General features: G+C 46.4%; 28 protein-coding genes. All 28 read left to right on the top strand.

Annotation, left to right across the window (positions count from 1 at the left end; genetic code table 11):
* Positions 1-11: 11 nt before the first annotated feature.
* The 28 genes from ffh to ACP26N_RS10230 all read left to right on the top strand — a co-directional run bounded on the left by ffh (position 12) and on the right by ACP26N_RS10230 (position 24,438).
* Positions 12-1,364, top strand: a complete 1,353-nt coding sequence (gene ffh / locus ACP26N_RS10365) for a signal recognition particle protein (protein WP_026827987.1) — start codon at positions 12-14, stop codon at positions 1,362-1,364.
* A gap of 93 nt (positions 1,365-1,457) precedes the next feature.
* Positions 1,458-1,733, top strand: coding sequence for a 30S ribosomal protein S16 (gene rpsP / locus ACP26N_RS10360; RefSeq protein WP_012370770.1), 276 nt, complete (start codon positions 1,458-1,460; stop codon positions 1,731-1,733).
* Between the two features lie 89 nt (positions 1,734-1,822).
* Positions 1,823-2,332 carry a ribosome maturation factor RimM gene (gene rimM, locus ACP26N_RS10355; protein WP_026827988.1) on the top strand — a complete coding sequence of 170 codons (510 nt, stop codon included), beginning with the start codon at positions 1,823-1,825 and terminating at the stop codon, positions 2,330-2,332.
* Positions 2,329-3,057, top strand: a complete 729-nt coding sequence (gene trmD / locus ACP26N_RS10350; RefSeq protein ID WP_426353782.1) for a tRNA (guanosine(37)-N1)-methyltransferase TrmD — start codon at positions 2,329-2,331, stop codon at positions 3,055-3,057. Before rimM ends, trmD begins: the two co-directional genes overlap by 4 nt.
* Positions 3,058-3,169: 112 nt before the next feature.
* Positions 3,170-3,523 carry a 50S ribosomal protein L19 gene (gene rplS, locus ACP26N_RS10345; RefSeq protein WP_012370767.1) on the top strand — a complete coding sequence of 118 codons (354 nt, stop codon included), beginning with the start codon at positions 3,170-3,172 and terminating at the stop codon, positions 3,521-3,523.
* Between the two features lie 100 nt (positions 3,524-3,623).
* Positions 3,624-4,163: a signal peptidase I gene (gene lepB / locus ACP26N_RS10340; protein WP_131502599.1), complete on the top strand. Its 540-nt coding sequence runs from the start codon at positions 3,624-3,626 to the stop codon at positions 4,161-4,163.
* Positions 4,164-4,377: 214 nt separating this feature from the next.
* Positions 4,378-5,244, top strand: coding sequence for a ribosome biogenesis GTPase YlqF (ylqF, locus tag ACP26N_RS10335; protein ID WP_426353781.1), 867 nt, complete (start codon positions 4,378-4,380; stop codon positions 5,242-5,244).
* 59 nt (positions 5,245-5,303) lie between these two features.
* Positions 5,304-6,056, top strand: coding sequence for a ribonuclease HII (locus tag ACP26N_RS10330; RefSeq protein WP_131972508.1), 753 nt, complete (start codon positions 5,304-5,306; stop codon positions 6,054-6,056).
* A 13-nt stretch (positions 6,057-6,069) separates the two neighbouring features.
* The gene (locus ACP26N_RS10325) at positions 6,070-6,948 is read left to right on the top strand and encodes a hypothetical protein (RefSeq protein WP_426353779.1); all 879 of its coding nucleotides are present in this window, start codon (positions 6,070-6,072) and stop codon (positions 6,946-6,948) included.
* Positions 6,945-7,205, top strand: a complete 261-nt coding sequence (locus tag ACP26N_RS10320) for an EscU/YscU/HrcU family type III secretion system export apparatus switch protein (protein ID WP_026827994.1) — start codon at positions 6,945-6,947, stop codon at positions 7,203-7,205. The genes ACP26N_RS10325 and ACP26N_RS10320 overlap by 4 nt, the downstream gene beginning before the upstream one ends.
* Before the next feature lie 88 nt (positions 7,206-7,293).
* The gene (sucC, locus tag ACP26N_RS10315; protein ID WP_026827995.1) at positions 7,294-8,454 is read left to right on the top strand and encodes an ADP-forming succinate--CoA ligase subunit beta; all 1,161 of its coding nucleotides are present in this window, start codon (positions 7,294-7,296) and stop codon (positions 8,452-8,454) included.
* 13 nt (positions 8,455-8,467) lie between these two features.
* Positions 8,468-9,382, top strand: a complete 915-nt coding sequence (sucD, locus tag ACP26N_RS10310) for a succinate--CoA ligase subunit alpha (protein WP_114595489.1) — start codon at positions 8,468-8,470, stop codon at positions 9,380-9,382.
* Between the two features lie 64 nt (positions 9,383-9,446).
* Positions 9,447-10,256, top strand: coding sequence for a DNA-processing protein DprA (dprA, locus tag ACP26N_RS10305; protein WP_131502596.1), 810 nt, complete (start codon positions 9,447-9,449; stop codon positions 10,254-10,256).
* A gap of 65 nt (positions 10,257-10,321) precedes the next feature.
* On the top strand, positions 10,322-12,418 hold the full coding sequence (topA, locus tag ACP26N_RS10300) for a type I DNA topoisomerase (RefSeq protein ID WP_131502595.1): 2,097 nt from the start codon (positions 10,322-10,324) through the stop codon (positions 12,416-12,418).
* 3 nt (positions 12,419-12,421) lie between these two features.
* Positions 12,422-13,726: an FADH(2)-oxidizing methylenetetrahydrofolate--tRNA-(uracil(54)-C(5))-methyltransferase TrmFO gene (gene trmFO / locus ACP26N_RS10295; RefSeq protein WP_131972510.1), complete on the top strand. Its 1,305-nt coding sequence runs from the start codon at positions 12,422-12,424 to the stop codon at positions 13,724-13,726.
* A gap of 171 nt (positions 13,727-13,897) precedes the next feature.
* The gene (locus ACP26N_RS10290) at positions 13,898-14,776 is read left to right on the top strand and encodes a tyrosine-type recombinase/integrase (protein ID WP_426353778.1); all 879 of its coding nucleotides are present in this window, start codon (positions 13,898-13,900) and stop codon (positions 14,774-14,776) included.
* Positions 14,745-15,341: an ATP-dependent protease subunit HslV gene (gene hslV / locus ACP26N_RS10285; RefSeq protein ID WP_369835017.1), complete on the top strand. Its 597-nt coding sequence runs from the start codon at positions 14,745-14,747 to the stop codon at positions 15,339-15,341. The genes ACP26N_RS10290 and hslV overlap by 32 nt, the downstream gene beginning before the upstream one ends.
* Positions 15,334-16,704 carry an ATP-dependent protease ATPase subunit HslU gene (gene hslU / locus ACP26N_RS10280; RefSeq protein WP_131502592.1) on the top strand — a complete coding sequence of 457 codons (1,371 nt, stop codon included), beginning with the start codon at positions 15,334-15,336 and terminating at the stop codon, positions 16,702-16,704. Before hslV ends, hslU begins: the two co-directional genes overlap by 8 nt.
* A 16-nt stretch (positions 16,705-16,720) precedes the next feature.
* Positions 16,721-17,500 (top strand): GTP-sensing pleiotropic transcriptional regulator CodY, encoded by a 780-nt coding sequence (gene codY, locus ACP26N_RS10275; protein ID WP_012370753.1) that lies wholly within the window; start codon positions 16,721-16,723, stop codon positions 17,498-17,500.
* Between the two features lie 248 nt (positions 17,501-17,748).
* Positions 17,749-18,111 (top strand): flagellar basal body rod protein FlgB, encoded by a 363-nt coding sequence (gene flgB, locus ACP26N_RS10270; RefSeq protein WP_131502591.1) that lies wholly within the window; start codon positions 17,749-17,751, stop codon positions 18,109-18,111.
* A 3-nt stretch (positions 18,112-18,114) separates the two neighbouring features.
* Positions 18,115-18,513, top strand: a complete 399-nt coding sequence (gene flgC, locus ACP26N_RS10265; protein WP_131502590.1) for a flagellar basal body rod protein FlgC — start codon at positions 18,115-18,117, stop codon at positions 18,511-18,513.
* Positions 18,514-18,528: 15 nt separating this feature from the next.
* Entirely contained in the window at positions 18,529-18,816 is a 288-nt protein-coding gene (gene fliE / locus ACP26N_RS10260) for a flagellar hook-basal body complex protein FliE (protein ID WP_131502589.1), read from the top strand.
* 28 nt (positions 18,817-18,844) lie between these two features.
* Positions 18,845-20,413 carry a flagellar basal-body MS-ring/collar protein FliF gene (gene fliF, locus ACP26N_RS10255; protein WP_131972511.1) on the top strand — a complete coding sequence of 523 codons (1,569 nt, stop codon included), beginning with the start codon at positions 18,845-18,847 and terminating at the stop codon, positions 20,411-20,413.
* Between the two features lie 4 nt (positions 20,414-20,417).
* The gene (fliG, locus tag ACP26N_RS10250) at positions 20,418-21,425 is read left to right on the top strand and encodes a flagellar motor switch protein FliG (protein ID WP_131972512.1); all 1,008 of its coding nucleotides are present in this window, start codon (positions 20,418-20,420) and stop codon (positions 21,423-21,425) included.
* A complete protein-coding gene (locus tag ACP26N_RS10245) occupies positions 21,409-22,134 on the top strand; it encodes a FliH/SctL family protein (RefSeq protein ID WP_426353776.1) in 726 nt (241 codons plus the stop codon). Before fliG ends, ACP26N_RS10245 begins: the two co-directional genes overlap by 17 nt.
* Positions 22,127-23,440, top strand: coding sequence for a flagellar protein export ATPase FliI (gene fliI, locus ACP26N_RS10240; RefSeq protein WP_131972514.1), 1,314 nt, complete (start codon positions 22,127-22,129; stop codon positions 23,438-23,440). Before ACP26N_RS10245 ends, fliI begins: the two co-directional genes overlap by 8 nt.
* A gap of 12 nt (positions 23,441-23,452) precedes the next feature.
* Positions 23,453-23,887, top strand: coding sequence for a flagellar export protein FliJ (locus ACP26N_RS10235; protein ID WP_026828010.1), 435 nt, complete (start codon positions 23,453-23,455; stop codon positions 23,885-23,887).
* The gene (locus ACP26N_RS10230; RefSeq protein WP_426353773.1) at positions 23,884-24,438 is read left to right on the top strand and encodes a MotE family protein; all 555 of its coding nucleotides are present in this window, start codon (positions 23,884-23,886) and stop codon (positions 24,436-24,438) included. The genes ACP26N_RS10235 and ACP26N_RS10230 overlap by 4 nt, the downstream gene beginning before the upstream one ends.
* The last annotated feature ends 9 nt before the right edge of the window (positions 24,439-24,447 follow it).

The following is a 24,447-nucleotide window of genomic DNA, read 5'->3' as shown; positions in this document are numbered from 1 at the left end:
GGGGCAATTTCATGGCATTCGAAGGATTATCGGAACGGCTTCAAGCCAGTCTCGCTAAAATGCGGGGTAAAGGTAAGATTTCTGAAGCGGACGTAAAAGAAATGATGCGTGAGGTTCGCCTTGCGTTATTAGAAGCTGACGTCAACTTCAAAGTCGTCAAACAATTCGTAAATGATGTGAAAGAACGTGCAGTCGGGCAAGATGTCATGACGTCTCTCACGCCAGGTCAGCAAGTCGTCAAAATCGTCCATGACGAATTGACGAAACTGATGGGGTCAGAAGTTTCTCCATTGACGTTATCGAACCGTCCGCCAACCGTCATCATGATGACCGGTTTGCAAGGGGCAGGTAAGACGACGACAGTCGGAAAACTTGCGAATCATTTACGGAAGAAACAAAATCGCAGTCCACTGCTCGTTGCAGCGGATATTTACCGACCGGCTGCGATCAAACAGCTCGAGACATTAGGAAAACAACTCGAACTGCCTGTTTTCTCAATGGGAGATCAGGTCAGTCCACAAGAGATTGTCACTAATGCCCTCGACTATGCAAAAGAGCATCACCACGATATCGTGTTGATCGATACGGCGGGACGCTTACATATCGACGAGGACCTCATGCAGGAACTGGTTGATGTGAAAGAAATCGCCAAACCGAATGAAATCTTCCTTGTCGTCGATTCGATGACGGGTCAGGATGCCGTCAATGTCGCCGAAAGCTTTAATGAAAAGCTCGGTGTGACAGGTGTCATCTTGACGAAGCTCGACGGGGATACTCGAGGCGGAGCAGCACTCTCCATCAAGGCAGTCACCGGAGCACCGATTAAGTTCGTCGGTCTTGGAGAGAAGCTGGACGCAATCGAGCCATTCTATCCGGAGCGGATGGCGTCACGGATTCTCGGCATGGGAGATATGCTGACGCTGATTGAAAAAGCGGAGTCTCAAATGGACGCGACACGCGCCAAAGAGCTCGAAGGCAAAATGCGCGATGCATCGTTCACGTTTGACGATTTCATCGAGCAGTTACAGCAAGTGAAACAGATGGGTCCTTTGGATGAGTTGTTAGGAATGATTCCGGGTGCCGGTAAAGGAAAGATGAAGGGTCTGAAAAATGCCCAAATCGATGAGAAGCAACTTGTTTATGTCGAAGCGATTATTCAATCGATGACAAAACGAGAGCGGACTGAACCGGAAATTCTCAATGCGAGTCGTCGGAAACGGATTGCGCGCGGTAGTGGTCGTAGCATTCAAGAAGTGAACCGATTGATCAAGCAATTTGAAGACATGCGGAAGATGATGAAACAATTCTCCGGCCAAATGGGCAAAGGGAAAAAGAAAGGCGGCTTTGGCCTCCCATTCTTCTAAAAGTCTTTTCACTTTTGCTGGAACGTTGTATACTAGTGAAGTTGTCAATTTGACTAAACCAAAAAATTATTTATTATCTGGAGGGACTTACGAATGGCAGTTAAAATTCGTCTTAAGCGCATGGGCGCAAACAAATCACCTTTCTACCGTGTGGTAGTAGCAGACTCACGTGCACCACGTGATGGTCGTTTCATCGAGCAAATCGGATACTACAACCCGGTTGCTAAACCAGAAGCAGAAGTAAAACTTAACGAAGAGCTTGCTCTTAAATGGCTCGCTGAAGGTGCTAAACCTTCAGACACAGTTCGTAACCTCTTCTCAAAAGCTGGTATCATGGAGAAATTCCACAACGCGAAACTCGCGAAGTAAGACGATTGGAGGTGAGCGAAAGCTTACCTCCTTTTTGTATGGCAAAATAATAACGGGAAACAAGACTTGTGAATAAGGAAGTGGAACAGATGGAATGGTTGGAAGTCGCAAAAATCGCCAACACGCACGGCTTGAAAGGCGAATTGAAACTACTGGCAAGCACAGATTTTCCGGAACAGCGCTTTAAAGTCGGCAATGATGTATTTTTAGAATCAAACGGAACATACACACCGTTTACGATCAGCAGTTACCGGAAACACAAACAGTTCATTATGGTGACGTTCAAAGGAATGCAACACATCAATGATGTCGAGAAATATAAAGGCTCGAAGCTGTATGTTCAGCCGGAAGCCTTACAGGAGCTCGGGGAACATGAATTTTATTATCATGAAATCATCGGCTGTACGGTCTTCGACGGTGAGAACGAAATCGGTGTCGTCTCTGATATTTTAGAAACGGGAGCGAATGACGTTTGGACAATCAAACGTCCTGGTAAAAAAGATGTTCTGATTCCCTATATCGAACAAGTCGTCGCCTCAATCGACGTCGAAGCAAAACGGATTCAAATCACACCGTTACCGGGTTTGATCGAAGGATGAACATCACGGTCCTGACGCTATTTCCGGAAATGTTCACGGCGCTCAATCACTCAATTGTCGCCCGTGCGCAAGAGGAGAAGCGGATTGAACTCAACTATGTCAATTTCCGGGACTATTCGACGAATCGTCATGGGCGCGTCGATGATTCTCCATACGGTGGAGGGGCCGGAATGTTATTGACTCCCCAACCGGTGTTTGACGCGATTGCGGCATTGCCAGAAGCCAACCGGCGAATCATTGCTCTGACACCGACGGGGCGGCGATTTGATCAGCGTCTTGCGGAAGAATGGTCAACCGAAACGGAGCTCGTCTTTTTGTGCGGTCATTACGAAGGCTTTGACCAACGGATCCATGATGAGATCGTGACGGACGAAGTGTCGCTCGGTGACTTTGTTTTGACGGGCGGGGAACTTGCCGCGATGACGATGATTGACGCCACCGTACGCCTGTTACCGGATGTCCTTGGGAAATCAGCCAGTCATGAAGACGACTCGTTTTCGACCGGATTGCTCGAGTATCCGCATTATACGCGTCCGGCTGACTTTCGGGGTTTAGTGGTTCCGGATGTCTTATTGTCCGGCAATCATGCCCGGATCGAAACATGGCGACGTGAACAGGCATTGAAACGGACGCTTGAACGGCGACCGGATTTACTTGAACAGGCCGATTTGTCCGAGGCTGACCGTCGTTACTTGCAATCAATTTCAGGATTGTCAAACGACTGAAACTGTGATAAGTTAAAACATGTGGCAAAAGCCACCTATTAACGATGTTCCGCTGTTGGATGCCAAGGGCAAATGAAGATACGAACATTGGTGAAAAAAGGAGAAATCATTCATGAACACACAACAATTGTTCCGTGAAATTACACAAGAACAAATCAAGTCAGACGTCCCTGCATTCCGTCCTGGTGATACAGTCCGCGTCCACGTTAAAGTCGTCGAGGGTACGCGTGAGCGGATCCAGCTTTTCGAAGGCGTAGTCATCAAACGTCACGGTGGCGGCATCAGCGAAACGTTTACAGTTCGTAAGATTTCTTACGGAGTTGGCGTTGAGCGTGCATTCCCGCTTCACTCACCACGTGTTGCGCAAATCGAAGTCGTTCGTTACGGTAAAGTCCGTCGTGCGAAACTTTACTACCTCCGTAACCTTCGCGGTAAAGCGGCTCGTATTAAAGAAATTCGTCGTTAATCATGTGAAAAAGTGGCTTGTCTCCGGACAAGCTTCTTTTTTTTACCGTTTATGCGTATACTAGGTTTAGGCAAGAGATTGAGTTGAAGGAGTGGAACGCGTGAAGGAGTTATTTAGTTGGATCAAGGCGCTGGTCGTGGCGCTCGTAATTGCGTTCATCATCCGAACGTTTTTATTCGTTCCGGTCATTGTAGACGGCGAATCGATGATGCCGACGTTACACAATTCGGACCGAATGATTGTCAATAAGGTTCCTTATTATTTCAATGAACCGGAACGGGGAGACATCGTCGTCTTCCATGCAACGGAAACACGGGATTACATCAAACGTGTGATTGCTGTTCCAGGTGATACGATGTACTACAAAGATGATACGTTATACGTCAACGATAAAAAAGTCGAGGAACCTTATCTGAACGAGTTTAAGGCGCAGATGAACGGTGTTCCGTTAACAGAAGACTTTACATTGGAAGAAAAAACAGCACAAACGACCGTTCCCAAAGGAAAAGTATTTGTAATGGGAGATAATCGTCAAAACTCGAAAGACAGCCGGGACATCGGTTTTGTAGACGAAGACCAAATCGTCGGTACGACGAATTTCGTTTTTTATCCGTTTAATGATGTTCGATCGGTCAATTGATGATTTCAGCAAGTAATTAAGAAACGGAGTTCACTGCATGTGGACTCCGTTTTTTTGTTCGGACCGGCACAGGGTTCTTTTCTGGCTAAAAGTTGCGTATACTAGAGAATGGATCGTTTCTCTCGAACAGGCAGTGGATCGGTCACACGAGACACGATGTATAAATCGTTCATTATTAGCAGTCCAAGCACTATGAAAACTTGAGGTGGAAGAAATGACAATACAATGGTTCCCGGGACACATGGCGAAAGCACGCCGTGAAGTCACGGAAAAATTAAAGTTGATTGATGTCGTCATCGAATTGGTGGATGCGCGGTTACCGATGTCGAGCCGTAATCCGATGGTCGAACAAATCACAGCAGGAAAACCGCGACTGATTGTCCTGAATAAATCAGACATGGCTGATGCCCGTCTGACCGAAAAGTGGATGCAGGCACTGCGGAAGGATCGTGTCGACGTCATCGCAGTCGATGCGAAGCATAACAAAGGGTTAGGACAGATTCATGAAGGTGCCTTACGCCTGATGAAAGACAAACATGACCGGATGCGGGATAAAGGGCGGAATCCAAGTGCGATTCGAGCTTTGATCATCGGAATTCCGAACGTCGGGAAATCAACGTTGATCAATCGGTTGGCTGGACGGAACATCGCGATTACAGGCGACCGTCCAGGTGTGACGAAACGTCAACAATGGATCAAAATGAAGACGGGTGAGATGGAACTGCTTGATACACCGGGAATTCTCTGGCCGAAGTTTGATGACCAGCTTGTCGGCTACCGGTTAGCGGCAACGGGCGCCATTAAGGATGATATCCTGAATATTGATGATATTGCCTTGTTTGCAATCCGTGAGTTGATGACTCGTTATCCGGAACAATTAAAACTGCGTTATCGTCTCAAGGAAATCACGGGAGAAGCTGTTGATGTATTAGAAGCCATCGGAAAAAACCGTGGTTTCGTAACCGGCGGCTATGTCGACTTTGAGCGGACAAGTGAAATGTTACTTCACGAGCTCCGAACGGAGAAAATTGGTCGGGTTACGCTCGAGACCGTCGAAGAGTGGGCGACTGTTACAGAATAAGACAGGCTTGGACTTCTCGAGATGAGAAATCCAAGCTTTTTTCGAAAAGGAGTCAAATCATGAACATTACTGAAATCAAAGCACGATTAGCAATCGTCTCACAGGGAGAATTTGAACAAGTAAAAATCGAGTTCGCACAAGATACCCGAAAAGGAGTCGTCGCTGCCCTGAAACAAGCAGAACGCCGGTTGTTAAACGAAGAGCAACAACGACTTCAGTTTCAAGAACGATCGTATTTTGAAGACCAGTACCGCGCGCAAGGTCACCAGCGTATTGCTGGAGTGGATGAGGTCGGTCGGGGACCGCTTGCGGGTCCGGTCGTCGCAGCAGCTGTTATTTTACCAGTGGATTTTTATCATCCCGGGCTGACAGATTCAAAACAGATGTCGAAAAAACAACGACTTGCTGCATATGAGCATATTCAGGAAGTCGCAGAAGTCGCAATCGGTATCGTCGAACCGGAAGAAATTGACCGGATCAACATTTACCAGGCCTCTAAACAGGCTATGCAGCAGGCTGTCGCTCAATTGACGCCGGATGCCCTGTTAGTGGACGCGATGACGCTTGATGTCGATCTCCCACAGGAATCCTTGATCAAAGGGGATGCCCGGAGCATCTCGATTGCAGCAGCAAGTGTCGTCGCGAAAGAAACACGGGATACGATGATGGAACAATACGCCATGATCTACCCGGAATATGGCTTTGACCAACATGCCGGATACGGGACGGCACAACACTTACAGGCACTCGACCGTGTAGGTGTGACGCCGATTCACCGGAAGACATTTAAACCGGTCCTCGACCGACTTTAGGAGGTGAGCTATCGTGCAGATTGAGCATCGTGCCTTATTGCCCTTTAAAATTATTGATTCGGCTAACCAACCGTTGCGTGAAGGGGCAAACGTCATCGGTAAAGTACTGAAACTGCTTCCGGACGGTCTGATGGAACTGCAAGTCGGACAACGTGTCTTGACGGCGGGGACGACAGCCGAGCTAAAAGAAGGAGCGACCTACCGGTTTCTGGTCACGAGTACAGATGGACAGCCCGTTTTAAAAATTGTTTCACAGGAAACCAGTTCTCCGAAATTACCGGTGCTTCCGACATTTGATCGGATTGCTCCACTTTCAGCGGAATCCGTCCCGCAAACGACACGAGAGGTGTTGCAACAGCTGGGTCAAAAAGTGATGGAGGGATCCGGAACAGCCTTCAAACAAGCCATCATCGAGTTGGTTCAACTCGCTCGGAGTGCGGATGGTACAACAGAGGGGCAGCTCGACCGGAAGACGAGTGATCAGGTGCTGACCCAACAGGTCATTCAAGCAACGAATGAAACCGGACGCGGTATATTTTTGTTTCAATTACCGCAATTTGGTCCTTTAGAAGAAGTCGACGTCACGATGGAGGCACCCTTTGATCAAAAAGAATTTAATCCGGATCACGCACGAATTGCTTTTTATTTAAAACTGCCGAAAGTCGGCGAAATTGCATTGGATTTATTAATCACGGATCGAAAAATCGCGATTTCCGTTTTTCATCCGGATGACCGGATTGCCGCTTTTATGTCCCACTATCAGCCGACCATCGAACAACGTTTGTACGAGCAGGGATATGATTTGATCCGCTTCGAACAAATAGAAGCGGAAAAAGAACGGATATCGTTCCAACCGACGGATCGAAACGGAAGGGTGGATTATCAGATATGAAAAAAGCCATCGCCTTATCATATGAAGAACAGATGCAGGCTCCTAAGGTCGTCGCGAAAGGATCAGAACGGGTGGCGGAGCGAATTCTCGAAGAAGCTCTCCAACACGGTATTCCGATACGGCAAGACGAGACGTTGGTCACATTGCTCGACGCCGTCCAAGTCTCAGAGCAAATTCCAAATGAATTATATGGGGTCATTGCCGAGTTATTCGCCTTTTTATATCAACTCGATCAAACAGGAATTTCGAAGAAATAAATGCTTTCGGTCGATAACGATAGACAGCGCTTCCAATTTTAACTACAATGAAAGAGCCGAAACTAAAGGGGTTAAGGGGGATTTTTTCATGAATGTACATGAATATCAGGCAAAAGAGTTACTTCGTTCGTACGGTGTACCTGTTCCGAACGGAATTGCAGCATTTACAGTTGAAGAAGCAGTCGATGCAGCAGAACAATTGTCAGGTCCGATCAAAGTCGTAAAAGCACAGATTCACGCAGGGGGTCGCGGTAAAGCCGGTGGTGTTAAATTGGCAAAATCGCAAGAAGAAGTGAAAGAATTCGCGACAGAGTTACTCGGCAAAACACTCGTCACGCATCAAACAGGTCCAGAAGGTAAAGTCATCCAACGTCTTCTTGTTGAGGAAGGTTGCGCGATTGACAAGGAATACTATCTCGGGATTGTCCTTGACCGTGTAACGGGACGTGTCGTCATCATGGGTTCAAGTGAAGGCGGAATGGATATTGAGGAAGTCGCAGAAGCAACTCCGGAAAAAATCATCAAAGAAGTGGTTGATCCGGCAGTTGGTTTACAAGCCTTCCAAGCGCGTAAATTGGCGTTTGCAATGGGTGTTCCGGTTAAACTTGTCAATAAATTCGTCGGTATGGTCACGAAATTGTATACATTCTTCGTCGATAAAGACTGCTCGATTGCTGAAATCAATCCACTCGTCACAACAAAAGACGGTGATGTCTTGGCACTTGATGCAAAACTCAACTTTGATTCAAACGCGTTATACCGTCATGCGGATGTCGTTGCACTCCGTGACGAGTCAGAAGAGGATCCACGTGAAGTGGAAGCTTCTAAAAATGACTTAAACTATATCGCACTCGACGGAAACATCGGATGTCTCGTCAACGGTGCAGGTCTCGCGATGGCGACGATGGATATCATCAAGCATTTCAGCGGCGATCCAGCAAACTTCCTTGATGTCGGTGGCGGTGCGACAAAAGAAAAAGTAACAGAAGCCTTTAAATTGATTTTATCGGATGAGAACGTCAAAGGGATTTTCGTTAACATCTTTGGTGGAATCATGAAGTGTGACGTCATTGCAGAAGGTATCGTTGCCGCAACAAAAGAAGTGGGCTTAGAATTGCCACTCGTCGTCCGTCTCGAAGGAACAAATGTCGATGCCGGGAAACAAATTCTCAAAGATTCAGGTCTAGCGATTACAGCAGCTACATCAATGGCAGACGGCGCAGAAAAAATTGCTGCGCTCGTGAAGTAAGGGGGAGCTAAGGATGAGTATTTGGGTAAATGAATCAACAAAAGTCATCATTCAAGGAATTACAGGGAATCAAGGGATGTTCCACGGCGAACAGATGATTGATTACGGAACGAACCTCGTCGGTGGCGTGACACCAGGTAAAGGTGGAACGGAAGTATTAGGAGTACCGGTCTTCGATACAGTAGCTCAGGCAGTCGAAAAGACAGCTGCCAATGCTTCAATCATCTATGTACCGCCTGCATTTGCAGCGGATGCCATCATGGAAGCAGCGGATGCAAACATCGCTTTGATCATTTGTATCACGGAAGGAATTCCGGTTCTTGATATGGTTAAAGTAAAACGTTATTTGGACGGAAAACCAGTCCGTCTGATCGGACCAAACTGTCCGGGTGTGATTACGCCAGGCGTTGCGAAACTTGGGATCATGCCAGGATACATTCATACTCCAGGTCACGTTGGAATCGTTTCACGTTCTGGAACATTGACGTACGAAGCAGTTCATCAATTGACGACAGCAGGAATTGGTCAATCAACAGCAGTAGGAATCGGTGGCGATCCGGTCAACGGAACAGATTTCATTGATACGCTTAAAGCGTTTAATGAAGATCCGGAAACAAAAGCCGTCATCATGCTGGGTGAAATCGGTGGAACGGCAGAAGAAGAAGCGGCTGAGTGGGTCAAAGCCAACATGACGAAGCCGGTCATCGGATTCATCGGTGGACAAACAGCACCTGAAGGCAAACGGATGGGTCATGCCGGTGCAATCATTTCAGGCGGTAAAGGAACTGCTGCAGAAAAAATCAAAACACTTCGTGCCAATGGTATCGAAGTAGCAGAAACGCCAGCTATCATCGGTGAGACGTTGATTCGTGTCATCAAAGAAGCCGGTATTTACGATGAATGTGTCACAGGTTCAACTGTGAACTAAACAAGATGTCAGCTGTCCTGATTTAATCAGGACGGCTTTCTTCTATATAAAAGGAGCGTAATGAATGGACAGAGAACTGTATGCACGTTTTGCGACTTGCCGGGTTCCGTATTCAATCGTTGTCTTGATCGAGCAGTACGGTCTTTTACCGGTAGAGGATTTACCCGTGTCAAGATCCATCAAAAACCGTTATCAGCAAGCCTTACAATTGGATCAAGTCCCAACGAACCTTCTTGTTCCCGGAGACCCGTGTTTCCCGATGTCGTTACTTCAGATTCCTCAGCCCGTTTATGGTCTTTTCTTCAGCGGTGATCCTTCCCTATTACAACAGCCGATGATCAGTATCATCGGAAGTCGTCAACCTTCTCCTTCTCACTCAAAACGTTTATCTTTCTTACGTCCCTTTTTTGAGTCTCCATTCGTCACGGTGTCAGGTGGCGCCCTTGGCATTGATTCTCTTGTACATCGTCTTTCCCTTAAACATCATCAAGCGACGATTGCTGTGTTAGCGAGCGGGTTTGATTACTTGTACCCCGTCCGGCATTCACGACTGTTCCAGCGGATTCAACAAGCCGGACTGCTTTTATCTGAGTATCCCGCTTCAACCCCAGTCAAGAAATATCAGTTTTTGGAACGAAACCGGATCATCTCGGGACTGGCGTCAGGATTGATTATCGTTGAGGCAACCCGGAAAAGCGGAACGATGAACACGGCAGGTCACGCGCTGGAACAGGGAAAAGACGTGTATTGTATCCCTGGTTGTCCAACAGAAAAACACTTTCAAGGGACAAATCAACTGATTGCGGAAGGGGCGATTCCGCTCTTGAATCCGGAAGAAGTTTCAAAAAGTATCTTGATGAACGTTGACAAATAGGAATCGAGACTACTATGATAAGTGAGATTAAAATACGAGTACGCCTCTAATAGGGAGCGATTGTAATGGCAAAATATTTAGTAATTGTCGAATCACCTGCAAAGGCAAAAACCATCAAACGTTATCTCGGTTCAAACTATACCGTGAAAGCTTCGATGGGACATGTCATCGACTTACCGAAAAGTCAAATGGGTGTTGACGTAGAACATGATTATGAACCAAAGTATATTACGATTCGTGGTAAAGGTCCGGTTTTAAAAGAATTAAAAACGGCCGCTAAAAAAGCACAAAAAATCTATCTCGCAGCCGACCCGGACCGCGAAGGGGAAGCAATCGCTTGGCATTTAGCGAAAGCCCTCGGTGTCGATGAATCGACAGAATGCCGGGTCGTCTTTAATGAAATCACGAAAGACGCCATCAAAGATTCGTTCAAGAGACCCCGCAAGATCAACTACGATCTTGTCGATGCACAACAGGCACGGCGTATCTTGGACCGTCTCGTCGGTTACAGCATGAGTCCGTTACTCTGGAAGAAAATTAAAAAGGGCTTGTCAGCAGGACGTGTTCAATCGGTTGCCGTGAAGATGATCATTGACCGCGAGCAAGAAATCAATGCCTTTTTACCAGAAGAATATTGGACGATCAAACTAGAGCTTGATGCCAATGGTGAAAAGCTCGAAGCCAACTTCTACGGGATTGACGGGAAGAAACGTGAATTGCACTCAGAAGAGGAAGTCAATGAAGTATTGGCAAAACTTTCAGAGTCCTTCACGGTCGACTCCGTCACGAAAAAAGAGCGTCGCCGGAATCCAGCCTTGCCGTTTACGACGAGTTCGCTCCAACAAGAAGCAGCTCGCAAGCTGAACTTCCGTGCGAAGAAGACGATGATGATTGCCCAGCAATTATATGAAGGAATCGAGCTCGGCAAAGAAGGAACGGTCGGTTTGATTACGTACATGCGGACCGATTCAACCCGGACATCCGAAACCGCCAACATCGAAGCGCAGGGGTTCATCGAAAATGCATACGGGAAAGAATACATCGCTGTCGAAAAACGGAAAGAGAAAAAAGCAGCGAATTCGCAAGATGCCCACGAAGCTGTTCGTCCGACATCGACGATGCGTGACCCGCAACTTGTCAAATCGTATTTATCCCGCGATCAGTTCCGGTTATACAAATTGATTTGGGAACGGTTCGTTGCGAGTCAAATGGCTCCGGCTGTTCTCGATACAGTCAAAGTCGACTTGGTTTCAAATGATGTCATGTTCCGGGCAAACGGTTCGACGGTCAAATTTGCCGGATTCATGAAAGTCTATATTGAAGATACAGACGATGAGACGGTAACGGACGTCAAGGACGGTTTGTTGCCGCCGCTTGAAGACGGTGAAGTCTTGGAGCAGGAAATGATTGAGCCGAAACAACACTTTACGCAACCACCACCGCGGTATACCGAGGCACGCCTCGTCCGGGCGATGGAAGAACTTGGGATTGGTCGTCCGTCGACGTATGCGCCGACACTCGATACGATCCAAAAACGTGGTTACGTGACGCTCGAAGAGAAAAAATTCCTGCCGACCGAACTCGGGGAACTGGTCATCGATATGATCAGTGATTATTTCCAAGAATTCATCACCGTTCAATTTACGGCGGATATGGAAGCGTTGCTCGATGCAATCGAAAAAGGGGACATGCAGTGGACGGAAGTCGTCGATCCGATTTATAAATCGTTCGAAAAGCGTCTGACACGTGCAGAAGCCGAAATCGAAAAAATCGAAATTAAAGACGAACCGGCCGGAGAAGATTGTGAAGTCTGCGGACACGCGATGGTCATCAAGATGGGCCGTTATGGAAAATTCATGGCGTGCTCAAACTTCCCGGAATGTCGGAACACGAAGCCGATTCAAGTTGAGATTGGTGTTAAATGTCCGACGTGTGGAACAGGTGAGATCGTGGAACGCCGGAGTAAAAAAGGACGCTTATTCTATGGCTGTTCGAATTATCCGGAATGTGAATTCGTCTCATGGGATAAACCGGTCGAAGAACCATGTCCGGTTTGTAGCAGTATGATGGTACAAAAGAAAATCAAGAACGGTGTGAAAGTAGAATGTACGTCTTGCGGACATCATGAAACACGCATCGATCAGGAGCAAGAGGAGGAATGACCGATGAAACGGGTAACCGTAATCGGCGCCGGTCTCGCAGGTTCTGAAGCAGCATGGCAACTTGCGAAACGTGGTGTACAAGTAGATTTATATGAAATGCGACCAGTCAAGCAGACACCTGCTCACCATACCGATCAATTTGCAGAACTCGTCTGCTCGAACTCACTTCGAGCTAATCAACTGACAAATGCAGTCGGTGTATTAAAAGAAGAAATGCGACAACTCGACTCACTTATCCTCAAGGCTGCCGATCTTGCGAGTGTGCCGGCAGGTGGTGCGCTTGCTGTCGATCGACATGACTTTGCCGGATACGTGACGGAAACGTTAAAAAATCATCCGAACGTCACGGTTCATCATGAGGAACTTGAAGCGATTCCGGATGGTCCGACCATCGTCGCGACAGGTCCTTTAACAAGTGCCTCCTTATCCGAATCCCTTAAGCAGTTCACCGGAGAAGATTACCTGTACTTCTTTGACGCTGCCGCACCGATTCTTGACGGTGATACGATTGACCGCGATAAAGTATATTTAAAGTCACGTTATGATAAAGGGGAAGCAGCTTACTTGAACTGTCCGATGACAGAAGAAGAGTTTATGCATTTCCACAATGAGTTGATTCAAGCGGAAGTCGTTCCGTTAAAAGAATTCGAGAAGGAAATCTACTTCGAAGGATGCATGCCATTTGAAGTATTAGCGTCACGCGGACCGAAGACACTTTTATTCGGACCGATGAAGCCGGTTGGTCTTGAAGATCCGAAAACGGGTGAACGTCCGTATGCCGTCGTTCAACTTCGTCAGGATAACTCAGCCGGGACATTGTTTAACCTCGTCGGATTCCAAACGCATCTGAAGTGGGGCGAACAAAAACGGATCATCCGTTTGATTCCAGGTCTTGAAAATGCTGAAATCGTTCGTTATGGTGTCATGCACCGGAATACGTTTGTCAATTCACCGAACTTGTTGCAACCGACGTATCAGACACGAACACGTCCGGATCTATTCTTTGCCGGTCAGATGACAGGTGTCGAAGGATACGTCGAATCAGCTGCTTCCGGTTTGACGGCAGGTATCAATGCGGCTCGTTTAGTTAATGAAGCGGAGCCGATCGCCTTCCCGAAGGAAACGATGATGGGTGCGATGGCGCATTACATCACGACGACGGAAGGAAAGAACTTCCAGCCGATGAATGCAAACTTCGGACTTGTACCGGGACTTGCCAACCAAACCGGTCGAATGAAGAAACCAGAAAAATATGCGCTTCTTGCCGAGCGGGCATTGGAAGCAATCAAAGACTTTACCGATATGTAAGTAAGATGGGGGAGAAGGCGCAATTCAGCGTTCTTTTCTCCCATTTCTTAATTTGTCATAAAAGCGTGATAATTTTGTTATTTTTCCGGTTTTTGGTCTATTGTCAGACTACTTACGGTGTGCTATGCTAAGGGCGATTCGAGTATGAAATGGTTAGAAGGGGGCTCATCAATGGGAGTAGACTCAGAGTTTGACGTACTGCGAAAATCATTTTTACGGTATGTACACATCGAGCGTCAATTATCTCCAAATACGGGCCGCTCTTATGATCAAACACTTCGACAATACGCCGCTTTTTGCCTCGATCATCAGCTGAGATCGATTGAATTGGCAACTGCACGGCGTTATTTGTTTGCTCTTTATGATCAAAAAGCATCTAAATCAACGATCGCTCAAAAAGTATCTTGTTTGAAACAGTTCGGACGTTTTGTGACGCGGGATACGAATGACGTCAATCCTTTTGAGGGATTGAAGGCACCCAAACGTGTCCAAACGCTACCGACGTTTTTAATACCATCAGAATACGAACGATTTTTAGAAGTTTTCCGAACGTCGGATTCATTAGGGGTACGGAATGTGGCATTGATTGAGTTGCTGTATGCGTCAGGAATGCGTGTCAGCGAATTAGCCGGATTGAACGTAAAAGATTTAGATCCGGACTTGGAATATGTGCATGTATACGGAAAAGGACGAAAAGAACGGATTACACCAATCGGATCATTTGCGAGAAAAGCCTTATCCGAGTATTTGATGAAACGACAACCGGCCGAGGATGAAGCACAAGCCGTTTTTCTTTCTCGTTCAGGTCGCCGTTTGACAACGGACGGGATTCGGAAAATCTTAAAAAAGGCAGATCCCTTTTTATCGAAACATGTGACACCACATGCTTTACGACATAGTTTCGCGACCGATTTACTGGAACGTGGAGCAGATTTACGAGCGGTGCAAGAATTGCTTGGGCATGCTTCATTATCGACGACAGGGCAATATACACACGTCACGACGGAGCGGCTACGACATGTTTATCAGCAAGCGCATCCGCGTGCCTAAGGGAGGAAATAGCATGTTTCATGCAACGACGATTTTTGCGATTCAACATAACGGTCAATCTGCAATGAGCGGGGATGGACAAGTGACTTTTGGTAATCAAGTCATCATGAAGAAAAGTGCAAAAAAAGTCCGGCGTCTCTATGGTGGAAAAGTGATTGCAGGGTTTGCAGGAAGTGTAGCCGATGCGTTTACATTATTCGAAAAGTTTGAAGCAAAACTTGAGATGTACAACGGCAACCTGCAACGAGCTGCCGTGGAATTAGCAAAGGAATGGCGGGGCGATAAAATGTTACGCCAGCTGGAAGCTTTGTTACTTGTCATGGATGGAACACATTTACTTCTTGTTTCAGGTAACGGAGAAGTCATCGAACCCGATGACGGGATTTTGGCCATCGGTTCAGGCGGAAACTATGCGCTTGCCGCGGGTCGGGCACTGGCTCGGCACGCTGCACACATGACGGCCGAGGAAATCGCCCGCGCTGCTCTTGAAACAGCAGGAGAGTTATGTGTATTCACGAATGATCAAATCATTTTAGAAACGATTGGGGGAAGTGCAGATGCATGAATTTACACCGAGACAAATCGTGGAAAAACTAAATGAACATGTTATTGGTCAAGCGGACGCGAAACGAGCCGTCGCGATTGCACTCCGAAATCGTTACCGCCGTCAGTTGCTCGATCCGAGTCTGCGTGATGAAGTGACACCGAAAAACATCTTGATGATCGGACCGACAGGAGTCGGGAAAACGGAAATTGCCCGTCGACTTGCTAAACTGGTCCGTGCACCGTTCGTTAAAATCGAAGCTACGAAATTCACGGAAGTCGGTTATGTCGGACGTGACGTTGAATCAATGGTCCGTGATTTAGTCGAAGCTTCACTACGGCTTGTCAAAGACGAGAAAAAGGAAGCTTTGAAAGAGCGTGCTGAAGCGGTTGCGAATGAACGAATCGTCGATGCCCTTGTCGGTAAAAAAGCTTCGACTGGTCTTGGCGGAGGAAATCCGTTTGAGATGCTGTTCGGTGGAACTCAAAAACCGCCCGAGCAGGAAACTGCCAGCGATACAGCCGATCGATCCGTCATTCGTCAACAATTGTTTCAAGGTCAACTAGAAGACCGCATGATTGATGTGGACATTGAAGAACGCCAAATGGATTTGTTCTCCGGACAACAAGGTATGGAAGGTCTTGCGAATCTGCAGGATATGCTCGGACAAGTCATGCCGAAAAAAACAAAAAAACGTCAGCTGAGTGTCAAAGAGGCACGTCCGATTTTGACAGCAGAAGAAGCGGAACGATTACTCGATTTAAATGAAGTCCACGATGAAGCTGTTCGTCGTGCTGAACAGATGGGAATTATTTTCGTCGATGAAATCGACAAGATTGCAACGAAGGGGCAAGATAGCGCCGGTGTATCACGTGAAGGCGTGCAGCGTGATATCTTACCAATCGTCGAAGGATCGACTGTCGTGACGAAGTATGGTCCTGTGAAGACGGATCATATGTTATTCATTGCAGCCGGGGCTTTCCATATGGCAAAACCATCCGATTTGATTCCGGAGCTGCAAGGACGTTTTCCGATCCGGGTGGAACTCGACAGTCTGACCGAAGATGACTTTGTTAAAATTTTGACGGAGCCTAATCAAGCATTGTTGAAACAATACAAGGCTTTGCTTGGAGCGGAGCAAGTCCATGTCACGTTTACCGAAGACGCGATTCGTCAAATTGCACGGATTGCGGCACAAGTAAATGATGAAACAGATAATATCGGTGCTCGCCGTTTATATACCATCATGGAACGTGTATTAGAAGAATTATCGTTTGAAGCGGCAGAGATGCCAGAGACAGACGTCACCATCACACCACAATATGTCATGGACCGCGTCGGAAAAGTAGCAGATGATCGTGACTTAAGTCAGTTCATCTTATAAGTGGAGGAAGAAAATCATGAATTTATTGGCAAAAACACGAAAGCTCAACACGATGTTACAACAAGAAGCAAGCACACATGTCGACTTTAAGGTCATGGCAGATCGTTTAAGTGAAGTTATGGAATCAAATACCTTTATCGTCAGCCGTCGTGGAAAGTTATTAGGAATTGCGATTAAACAACAAATCGAGAATGCACGGATTCGTGGATTCCTTGAAGAGCGTCAGTTTCCGGAAGATTATACGAAAAAATTGTTTAATGTGACGGAAACGACAGCGAACATCGCAATCGACAGTGAGCATACAGCTTTCCCGATCGATAACCGCGATATGTTCGAGACATCAAAAACGACGATTGTTCCGATCATCGGTGGCGGTGAGCGACTTGGAACACTTGTCCTTGGCCGGATGCTCGAAGATTTTAATGAAGAGGACTTGGTGCTTGCGGAATACGGAGCAACAGTTGTCGGAATGGAAATCTTACGTGAGAAAGCTCATGAAGCGGAAGATAAAGCGCGGAAGAAAGCCGTCGTTCAAATGGCAATCAATTCTTTATCGTATTCGGAACTTGAAGCCATCGAACATATCTTCGAAGAGTTGGATGGAAACGAAGGATTACTCGTGGCCTCTAAAATTGCCGATCGTGTCGGCATCACGCGTTCAGTCATCGTCAATGCGTTGCGGAAACTTGAAAGTGCCGGCGTCATCGAGTCCCGTTCGCTTGGTATGAAAGGGACATATATCAAGATTTTAAATGACAATTTCCTCTATGAGTTAGAGCGCATTAAATCGAACTAAAAAAAGGAAAAATTAGAATTTAAAAGAAGACCTAGTAAAGTACTAGGTCTTCTTTTTTTATAGGTATTATTTATCATTTTTATAAGAAAAGGGTTTAAAAAGCGAAATACTAACATCTCATTCCCCTATTTTTCAAAAAACTTCTTTTCAAACATTGACCTATTTGTTTCAATTATTTCAGATATGTTACTAACCGCTTACTTTATAATACTAATTTTTACCAGATAAATAGAGGTGGAGGTTGAATGATGAACTGGCTTGGTTCAGATTATGCAACAATGACACAGGCCGTCGATCGGACGGTAGCTGCGCAGAAAGTAATTTCAGCAAATATTGCGAACGTCGATACGCCTGGATATAAATCAAAGCGCGTAGTGTTCGGAGATGTCTTGGATTCTGAAATGAAAATGAGTTTAAAACGACACGCGACGATCGGTACGTCAGGAAGTATCGTCGAACAATCGTCTGCTATGCGTAACGATGGGAATGGGGTCGATATTGACCTCGAAATGTCTGAATTATCACGCAATCAAATTGAGTACGAAGCATTGGTCGAACAATTGAACCGGAAATTTTCCGGAATCCAGTCTGTCATCCGGGGAGGACGTTAATTCATGAGTATGTTTTCAGGTTTTCATACGTCCGCAACGGGATTGACGGCACAGCGTCTGCGACTCGATACCGTCTCTGCGAATATCGCCAATGCTCAGACGACACGCGGTGAGCTAGTTGACGGAGAATGGCAACCATATGCCCGCAAATTAGCCGTTTTGAAAGAAACAGGCAACGGGGTGACAGTCAGCGAGATTCGAAAAGATCAAGAACCATTCAAATTGGAATACAATCCGAATCATCCAGATGCGGATGAACTGGGATACGTTAAAATGCCGAACGTCGATCTACTGAAGGAAATGGTCGACATGATGGGGGCGACACGTTCTTATGAAGCGAACGTCACGGCGTTGAATGCAACAAAAGCAATGTTGGTTAAAGCGATGGAAATCGGCAAGTAAGAAGGAGATGACACGATGGCGATTCAACCGATTCAAAGTATGCAAATGGTCTTACCGTCTCAATCGGTTACCAAAACGACACCAAGTGATTTCAGTGAAGTATTGAGTCAGGCCATGAACGGTCTGAACGAGGCGCAACAAGCCTCTTCGCAAGCACGAGTAGATCTTGCGACTGGAAAAACGACAGACTTACATAACATCATGATCAAAACAGAAGAAGCATCGCTTTCTATGCAACTCGCTATCGAAGTCCGGAATAAAGGCATCGAAGCATACCAAGAAATGATGCGTATGCAACTGTGATTGTTGAGGAAAGCGTGGGAGATGTTTGATGAATGAAGGACTAAAAACGCGCTTTGGCGCATTAAAAATGACATGGCAGGAATGGTCGCTCGTTAAAAAAGCAACGATCATCGGAATTATCTTATTTCTAATTGCAGCTATCATTGTTGCAGCCATTTGGTTAAGTAAACCAACGATGACACCGCTCTACTCAAAGTTGTCACCACAAGAGGCTGGGCAAGTGACTGAGAAATTAAATGAAGATGGTGTACAGTCCGAAGTCGTCAGTGGGACAGACGGTGTAACGATTCTTGTACCGGAAGAAAGTGCCGAAAACTTAAAAGTGGAGTTGGCGACAGCTGGAATACCTAAATCAGGTCAAATCGATTATTCATTCTTCAGCGAAAACGCCGGATTTGGAACAACAGATAAGGAAATGAACATTCTCGAGCGGGACACGATGCAGACGGAATTAGAAAATCTGATTACGCAAGTCAACGGGATTGATGCTGCGAAGGTCATGATTACATTACCGGAAAAAAGTGTTTTCTTATCAGATAAAGAAGAGACGTCAACTGTCTCAGTCGTCTTGACATCAAGCGCCGGCAGCGACTTGAATCAGCAGACGGTTCAAGGTCTGTATCATCTGATTGCGAAAAGTATCCCGAATCTAAAAGAAGAAAACATTACCATCATGGATCAGTACTTTACGTATTATGAGCCGGGTAAGGGAGCACAGACTGCAGGAGGAACGGATCCGATGCAGCTGAAGAAAACGACGGAAAAAGATTTACGCCAACAAATTCAGCAGATGCTGTCAGTCGTTCTCGGTCCACAAAAAGCACTGGTTTCTGTTACCGCAGATGTCGATGTCACGCAACGGCAAGAGGAACAAAAATTAGTTGAACCGGTTGATCCTGATAAAATCGAGGGAATCGTGACATCGGCAGAGAAAGTCGCTGAAGCGTATACGGGAGCGGCAAATGAAGGAACTGCAGGAACGGGTGAGAATGAGACCATTAACTTCCCGCAAGGTACAGGTACGGCAGGAGACACAAGTGAGAAGACGCACGATATCATCAATTACGAAGTCAATCGAATCACAAAACAGATTACCGGTGCGCCGTATGAAATTCGGGATTTAGGAATTCAAGTCATCGTTGAGCCACCTAAAGGACAAAATCAAATTGATCCGCAACTTCAAACAGATTTACAGACTATGATGTATTCGATCATTCGTACTTCACTGACGAAGACGGATGCGAAGACGACCTTAACCGATGCAGAGCTTGCGAATAAAGTCGTCGTCATGTCAAGACCATTTGCCGAGACACCGAAACAGACAGTAACAACGGAAACAACACCGATGTGGGTCTGGTTTGCATTAGGTGCCGCAGCACTGGTCGTAGTAGGAGCCATCTTCCTGTTGATGCGTAGAAGAAGAACAGCTGAAATTGAGGAACTGGAAGAATGGACTCCGATTGAGACAGAGATTCCTGAACTGTCGACAGAGGACACAAGTGAAGGAACGGTCAAACGGAAACAGCTTGAGAAGCTTGCCGCATCCAATCCGGATGAATTTGCGAAGTTGTTACGCACCTGGTTAGCGGAGGATTGATGAGATGAAGAAGTTAGAGATGAGTAGTCGGGAAAAAGCCGCCATTTTAATGATTTCGCTTGGTCCGGAAGTCGCGGCCAGCGTATACAAACATTTGTCTGAAGAAGAAATGGAATGGCTGACATTACAGATTTCGAGCATGAAACGGATTGATCCGGATGAGAAGCTCGAAGTGTTAGAAGAATTCCATGAATTAGCGACAGCGCAAAATTATATCACGCAAGGTGGTATCGGATTCGCCAAATCCGTGTTGGAAAAAGCATTAGGTGAAGAGAAGGCGATGGAACTCATTTATCGTTTGACGTCGACGCTTCAAGTGAGACCGTTTGAATTTGCCCGCAAAGCGGATCCGAAACAATTGCTGAACTTCATTCAAAATGAACATCCGCAGACCATTGCCTTGGTCTTGGCGCATCTGGATCCGGTCAAATCGGGACAAATTTTATCAGAACTTCCGGCAGAAGCCCAGTCAGATGTCGCCCGACGGATTGCAACGATGGACCGGATGAATCCAGAAATCATCAGTGAAGTCGAACAAATTCTTGAACGGAATCTATCGCAAGCAGGAATGCAGGATTATGCCCAATCTGGCGGAATCGAGGCAGTAGTTCAAGTCTTGAACGGTGTCGATCGGACGACGGAACGAACGATTCTCGATACGCTTGAAATTCAGGATCCAGAGTTGGCGGAAGAAATCAAAAAGCGGATGTTTGTCTTTGAAGATATCGTTACGCTCGACGCACGTGCCATCCAACGGATTATCCGGGAAGTTTCGAATGAAGACTTATTGCTTTCACTTAAAGTTTCATCGGAAGATGTCAAAGAAATGGTGTACCGCAATATGTCCCAGCGAATGGTCGAATCGTTCAAAGAGGATATGGAATTCATGGGACCTGTACGCTTACGGGATGTCGAAGAAGCACAAAGTCGTATTGTTGGCATCATCCGTCGCCTAGAAGATATGGGTGAGATCGTGGTAGCCCGTGGTGGAGGAGATGATATCGTTGTCTAACGTCATTAAGCGTCAAGTTGTTTTCGACCGGACGCAACGAACGATTTTCCATCAGACGGAATCCGAGCAGGTGACTGAAACCGAACCGCTTGTTTCTTATGACGAGATGATGCGGGAAGGACAAGCCCAACTAAAGCAACAGCAGCTGTTGATCGAACAACAAGAACAAACACGGCGGGCTGATTTGGAGCAAGAGCAGCTTCTCGTGTTTGAAGAAGCGAGACAACAGGGTTACAAAGAAGGGTATCAGTCGGGTCAACAAGCTGGACAAACACAATACGAACAACGGATTGAGGAAACAAATCAACTTGCGAACCGGCTCGAACAGATGTTTTCAGAACGAGTCCTCCTGATGGAAGATGAATTGTGTGCACTGGCCCTTCAATTGACACATCAGTTTTTGGAGCAGCTTCACGATAAGGATGAAGAAGCACTTTATCAGACGATTCAACAGTTGATTCTTCAATTTAGAGATCGCGAAAAATTGATTGTCTATACATCAGCTGAAGACTTTGAACGGGTTGTCTTACTGGATGAACGGTTACAGACCATTTTAGGAGGGACGGCAACAATCCGTTTACGGATTGATCCCGAGCTTCCTGCACGAGATTTCCGGATTGATTCAGAGAACGGTGCCATCACGGGTGGATTGTCAATCGGTTATCAACGATTAATGGAGCAACTCACCGAGGTGTTACACGATGTATAAACTCAAACAGTTACAAGCAGCGATTCGAGATGTTCGTCGGGAAGAACTTGTCGAGCATTCTGGTAAAGTCGTTCAAGTCATTGGCTTGATGATTGAATCACGTGGTCCGACAGCTGTTGCCATCGGCGAGCGGTGCTTGATCCGGATTCATCGTGGAGACGAGATTGAGGCAGAAGTCGTTGGATTTCGAGAAGGACATGTACTATTGATGCCTTATGGTGAAACGACGGCCATTGCACCGGGATCGATTGTCATCGCAACAGGAAAACCGCTTCATGTTCCTGTCGGAGATGATTTGATCGGGAAAGTCCTGGATGGTCTCGGACGTTCGCTAGACGGGAAATCACTGGCGCATTTACGGACGACTTCAATTGTCCGTAAGCCGCCAAGTCCACTCGATCGTCCGCGGATCGATCAAGTGTTATCGACAGGTATTCGTGCCATCGACGGTTTATTGACCGTCGGACAAGGGCAACGAGTCGGACTATTCGCAGGATCGGGTGTCGGTAAATCGACATTACTCGGTATGATTGCCAAACGATCGACGGCTGATATTAATGTCATCGCCTTAATCGGTGAACGGGGCCGTGAAGTGAAGGAATTCATTGAGGCGGAGTTAGGTGAGGAAGGCATGAGCCGTTCGATCATCGTCGTAGCGACGAGTGATCAGCCGCCACTCGTTCGACTCAAAGGAGCGTATACGGCAACGGCAATCGCTGAATATTTTCGGGATCAAGGAAAAAATGTCGTATTGATGATGGACTCCGTCACACGTTTTGCCATGGCTCAACGTGAAATTGGCCTGGCGACCGGTGAACCACCTGCTTCGAAGGGATATACACCGAGTGTATTCGCCTTACTTCCACAACTGTTGGAACGAAGCGGGAAAACGACAGAAGGTTCCATTACGGCATTTTATACCGTACTGGTTGACGGCGATGATATGAATGAACCGATTGCGGATGCGGTCCGCGGAATTCTTGATGGTCATTTTGTCCTCGACCGAAATCTCGCTAATAAAGGACAATATCCGGCGATTCACATCTTACGCTCCATCAGCCGGGTCATGAATCAAATTACTTCGACCGAACATAAAGATAGTGCGATTACGTTCAGACAGTTATTGTCGACATACCTCGATGCCGAGGATTTAATCAATATCGGTGCTTATAAAAGTGGTACAAACCCTGACATTGATCGGGCTGTTGAAAAATATCCTGAATTGATCGGTTTTTTAAAACAACGGGTGGAAGAAAAAAGCCATTTCGAAGATGGCATGGATCGTCTGATTTCGACAATCCGTTAAGGGAGGGCGCGAATGAAAACCATATATGAACGTATTATTCCTTTAGCGGAAGCGGAAAAGGATCGTGTTTCAAAACATACTGCTGAAAAAAAGAAGCAATATGAAGTCGAGGTCGAGAAACTGTACCATCTTCTCGTTCGTTATGAAGCTTTTTTAAAAGCACAAAATGAAACAGGAACGGTTGAGCTGCTTGCTTCTCAATACCGTGAACGTGCACGTGATGTCGTCAAACAACAGATTGAGCGACAACAGCTATACGTGACCCAGGCGAAAAATCAGTATGAACGGGCTCAAGTCGATTTAAAAGAGGCTTTGATTGAAGAAAAGAAATTTACACGACTGCAATCAAATCAATTAGAAGAAAATCGGCGGACACTCGCTTTGGTGGAACAGAACCAAATGGATGAATTAGCATTATTGCAGTTTGGAAGAAGGCGAACGACATGAGTGAGAACAAGTCATCAAAACAATGGATTTTGCCCTTATTAATCATCCCGTTGTTATTGTTATTATTTACAGCCTATCTCGTATTAAATTACGCTAATGGGCGGCCGATTTTTTCATTGCCTTTTGCGTCAGAAGAAGTAACGAACACGAAGGTAACGTCTTCAAAAAGTTCGGAGATCGAACAACGTTTGAAATTAGCAAACGCTGAAATCAAAAAACTACGGGCAAAGACGACTGATCAAGCAGAACTCATCCAAGCGAAAGAACAGGAGGTCGTCCGGTTGATTGCGGAACGGGATCGGTTGAAAAACACGCCGGCTACACCTGCAACGATAGTGACAGATAAGTCTGCGTCGAAAAAGACTGCTGATGTGACAGATGTCTATGCGGAGATGACGCCGAAAGATGCAGCCAATATTTTTAACGAATTGAGTCCGACGGAAGTCGTTGCAATCATTAAAGAAATTGATGCTGAACAACAGGCGGCCATCATGGCAAAGATGGATCCTAAAAAAGCTGCAGCGTTGACACAATTGTTGGCAGTCCAATAAGGGGTGAGA

Origin of the sequence: Exiguobacterium sp. R-39, assembly GCF_049942815.1 — a bacterium.
Taxonomy (GTDB): Bacteria; Bacillota; Bacilli; order Exiguobacteriales; family Exiguobacteriaceae; genus Exiguobacterium_A.
The sequence above is the reverse complement of the archived record's forward strand: the minus strand, read 5'-3'. Positions and strand labels throughout refer to the sequence as shown.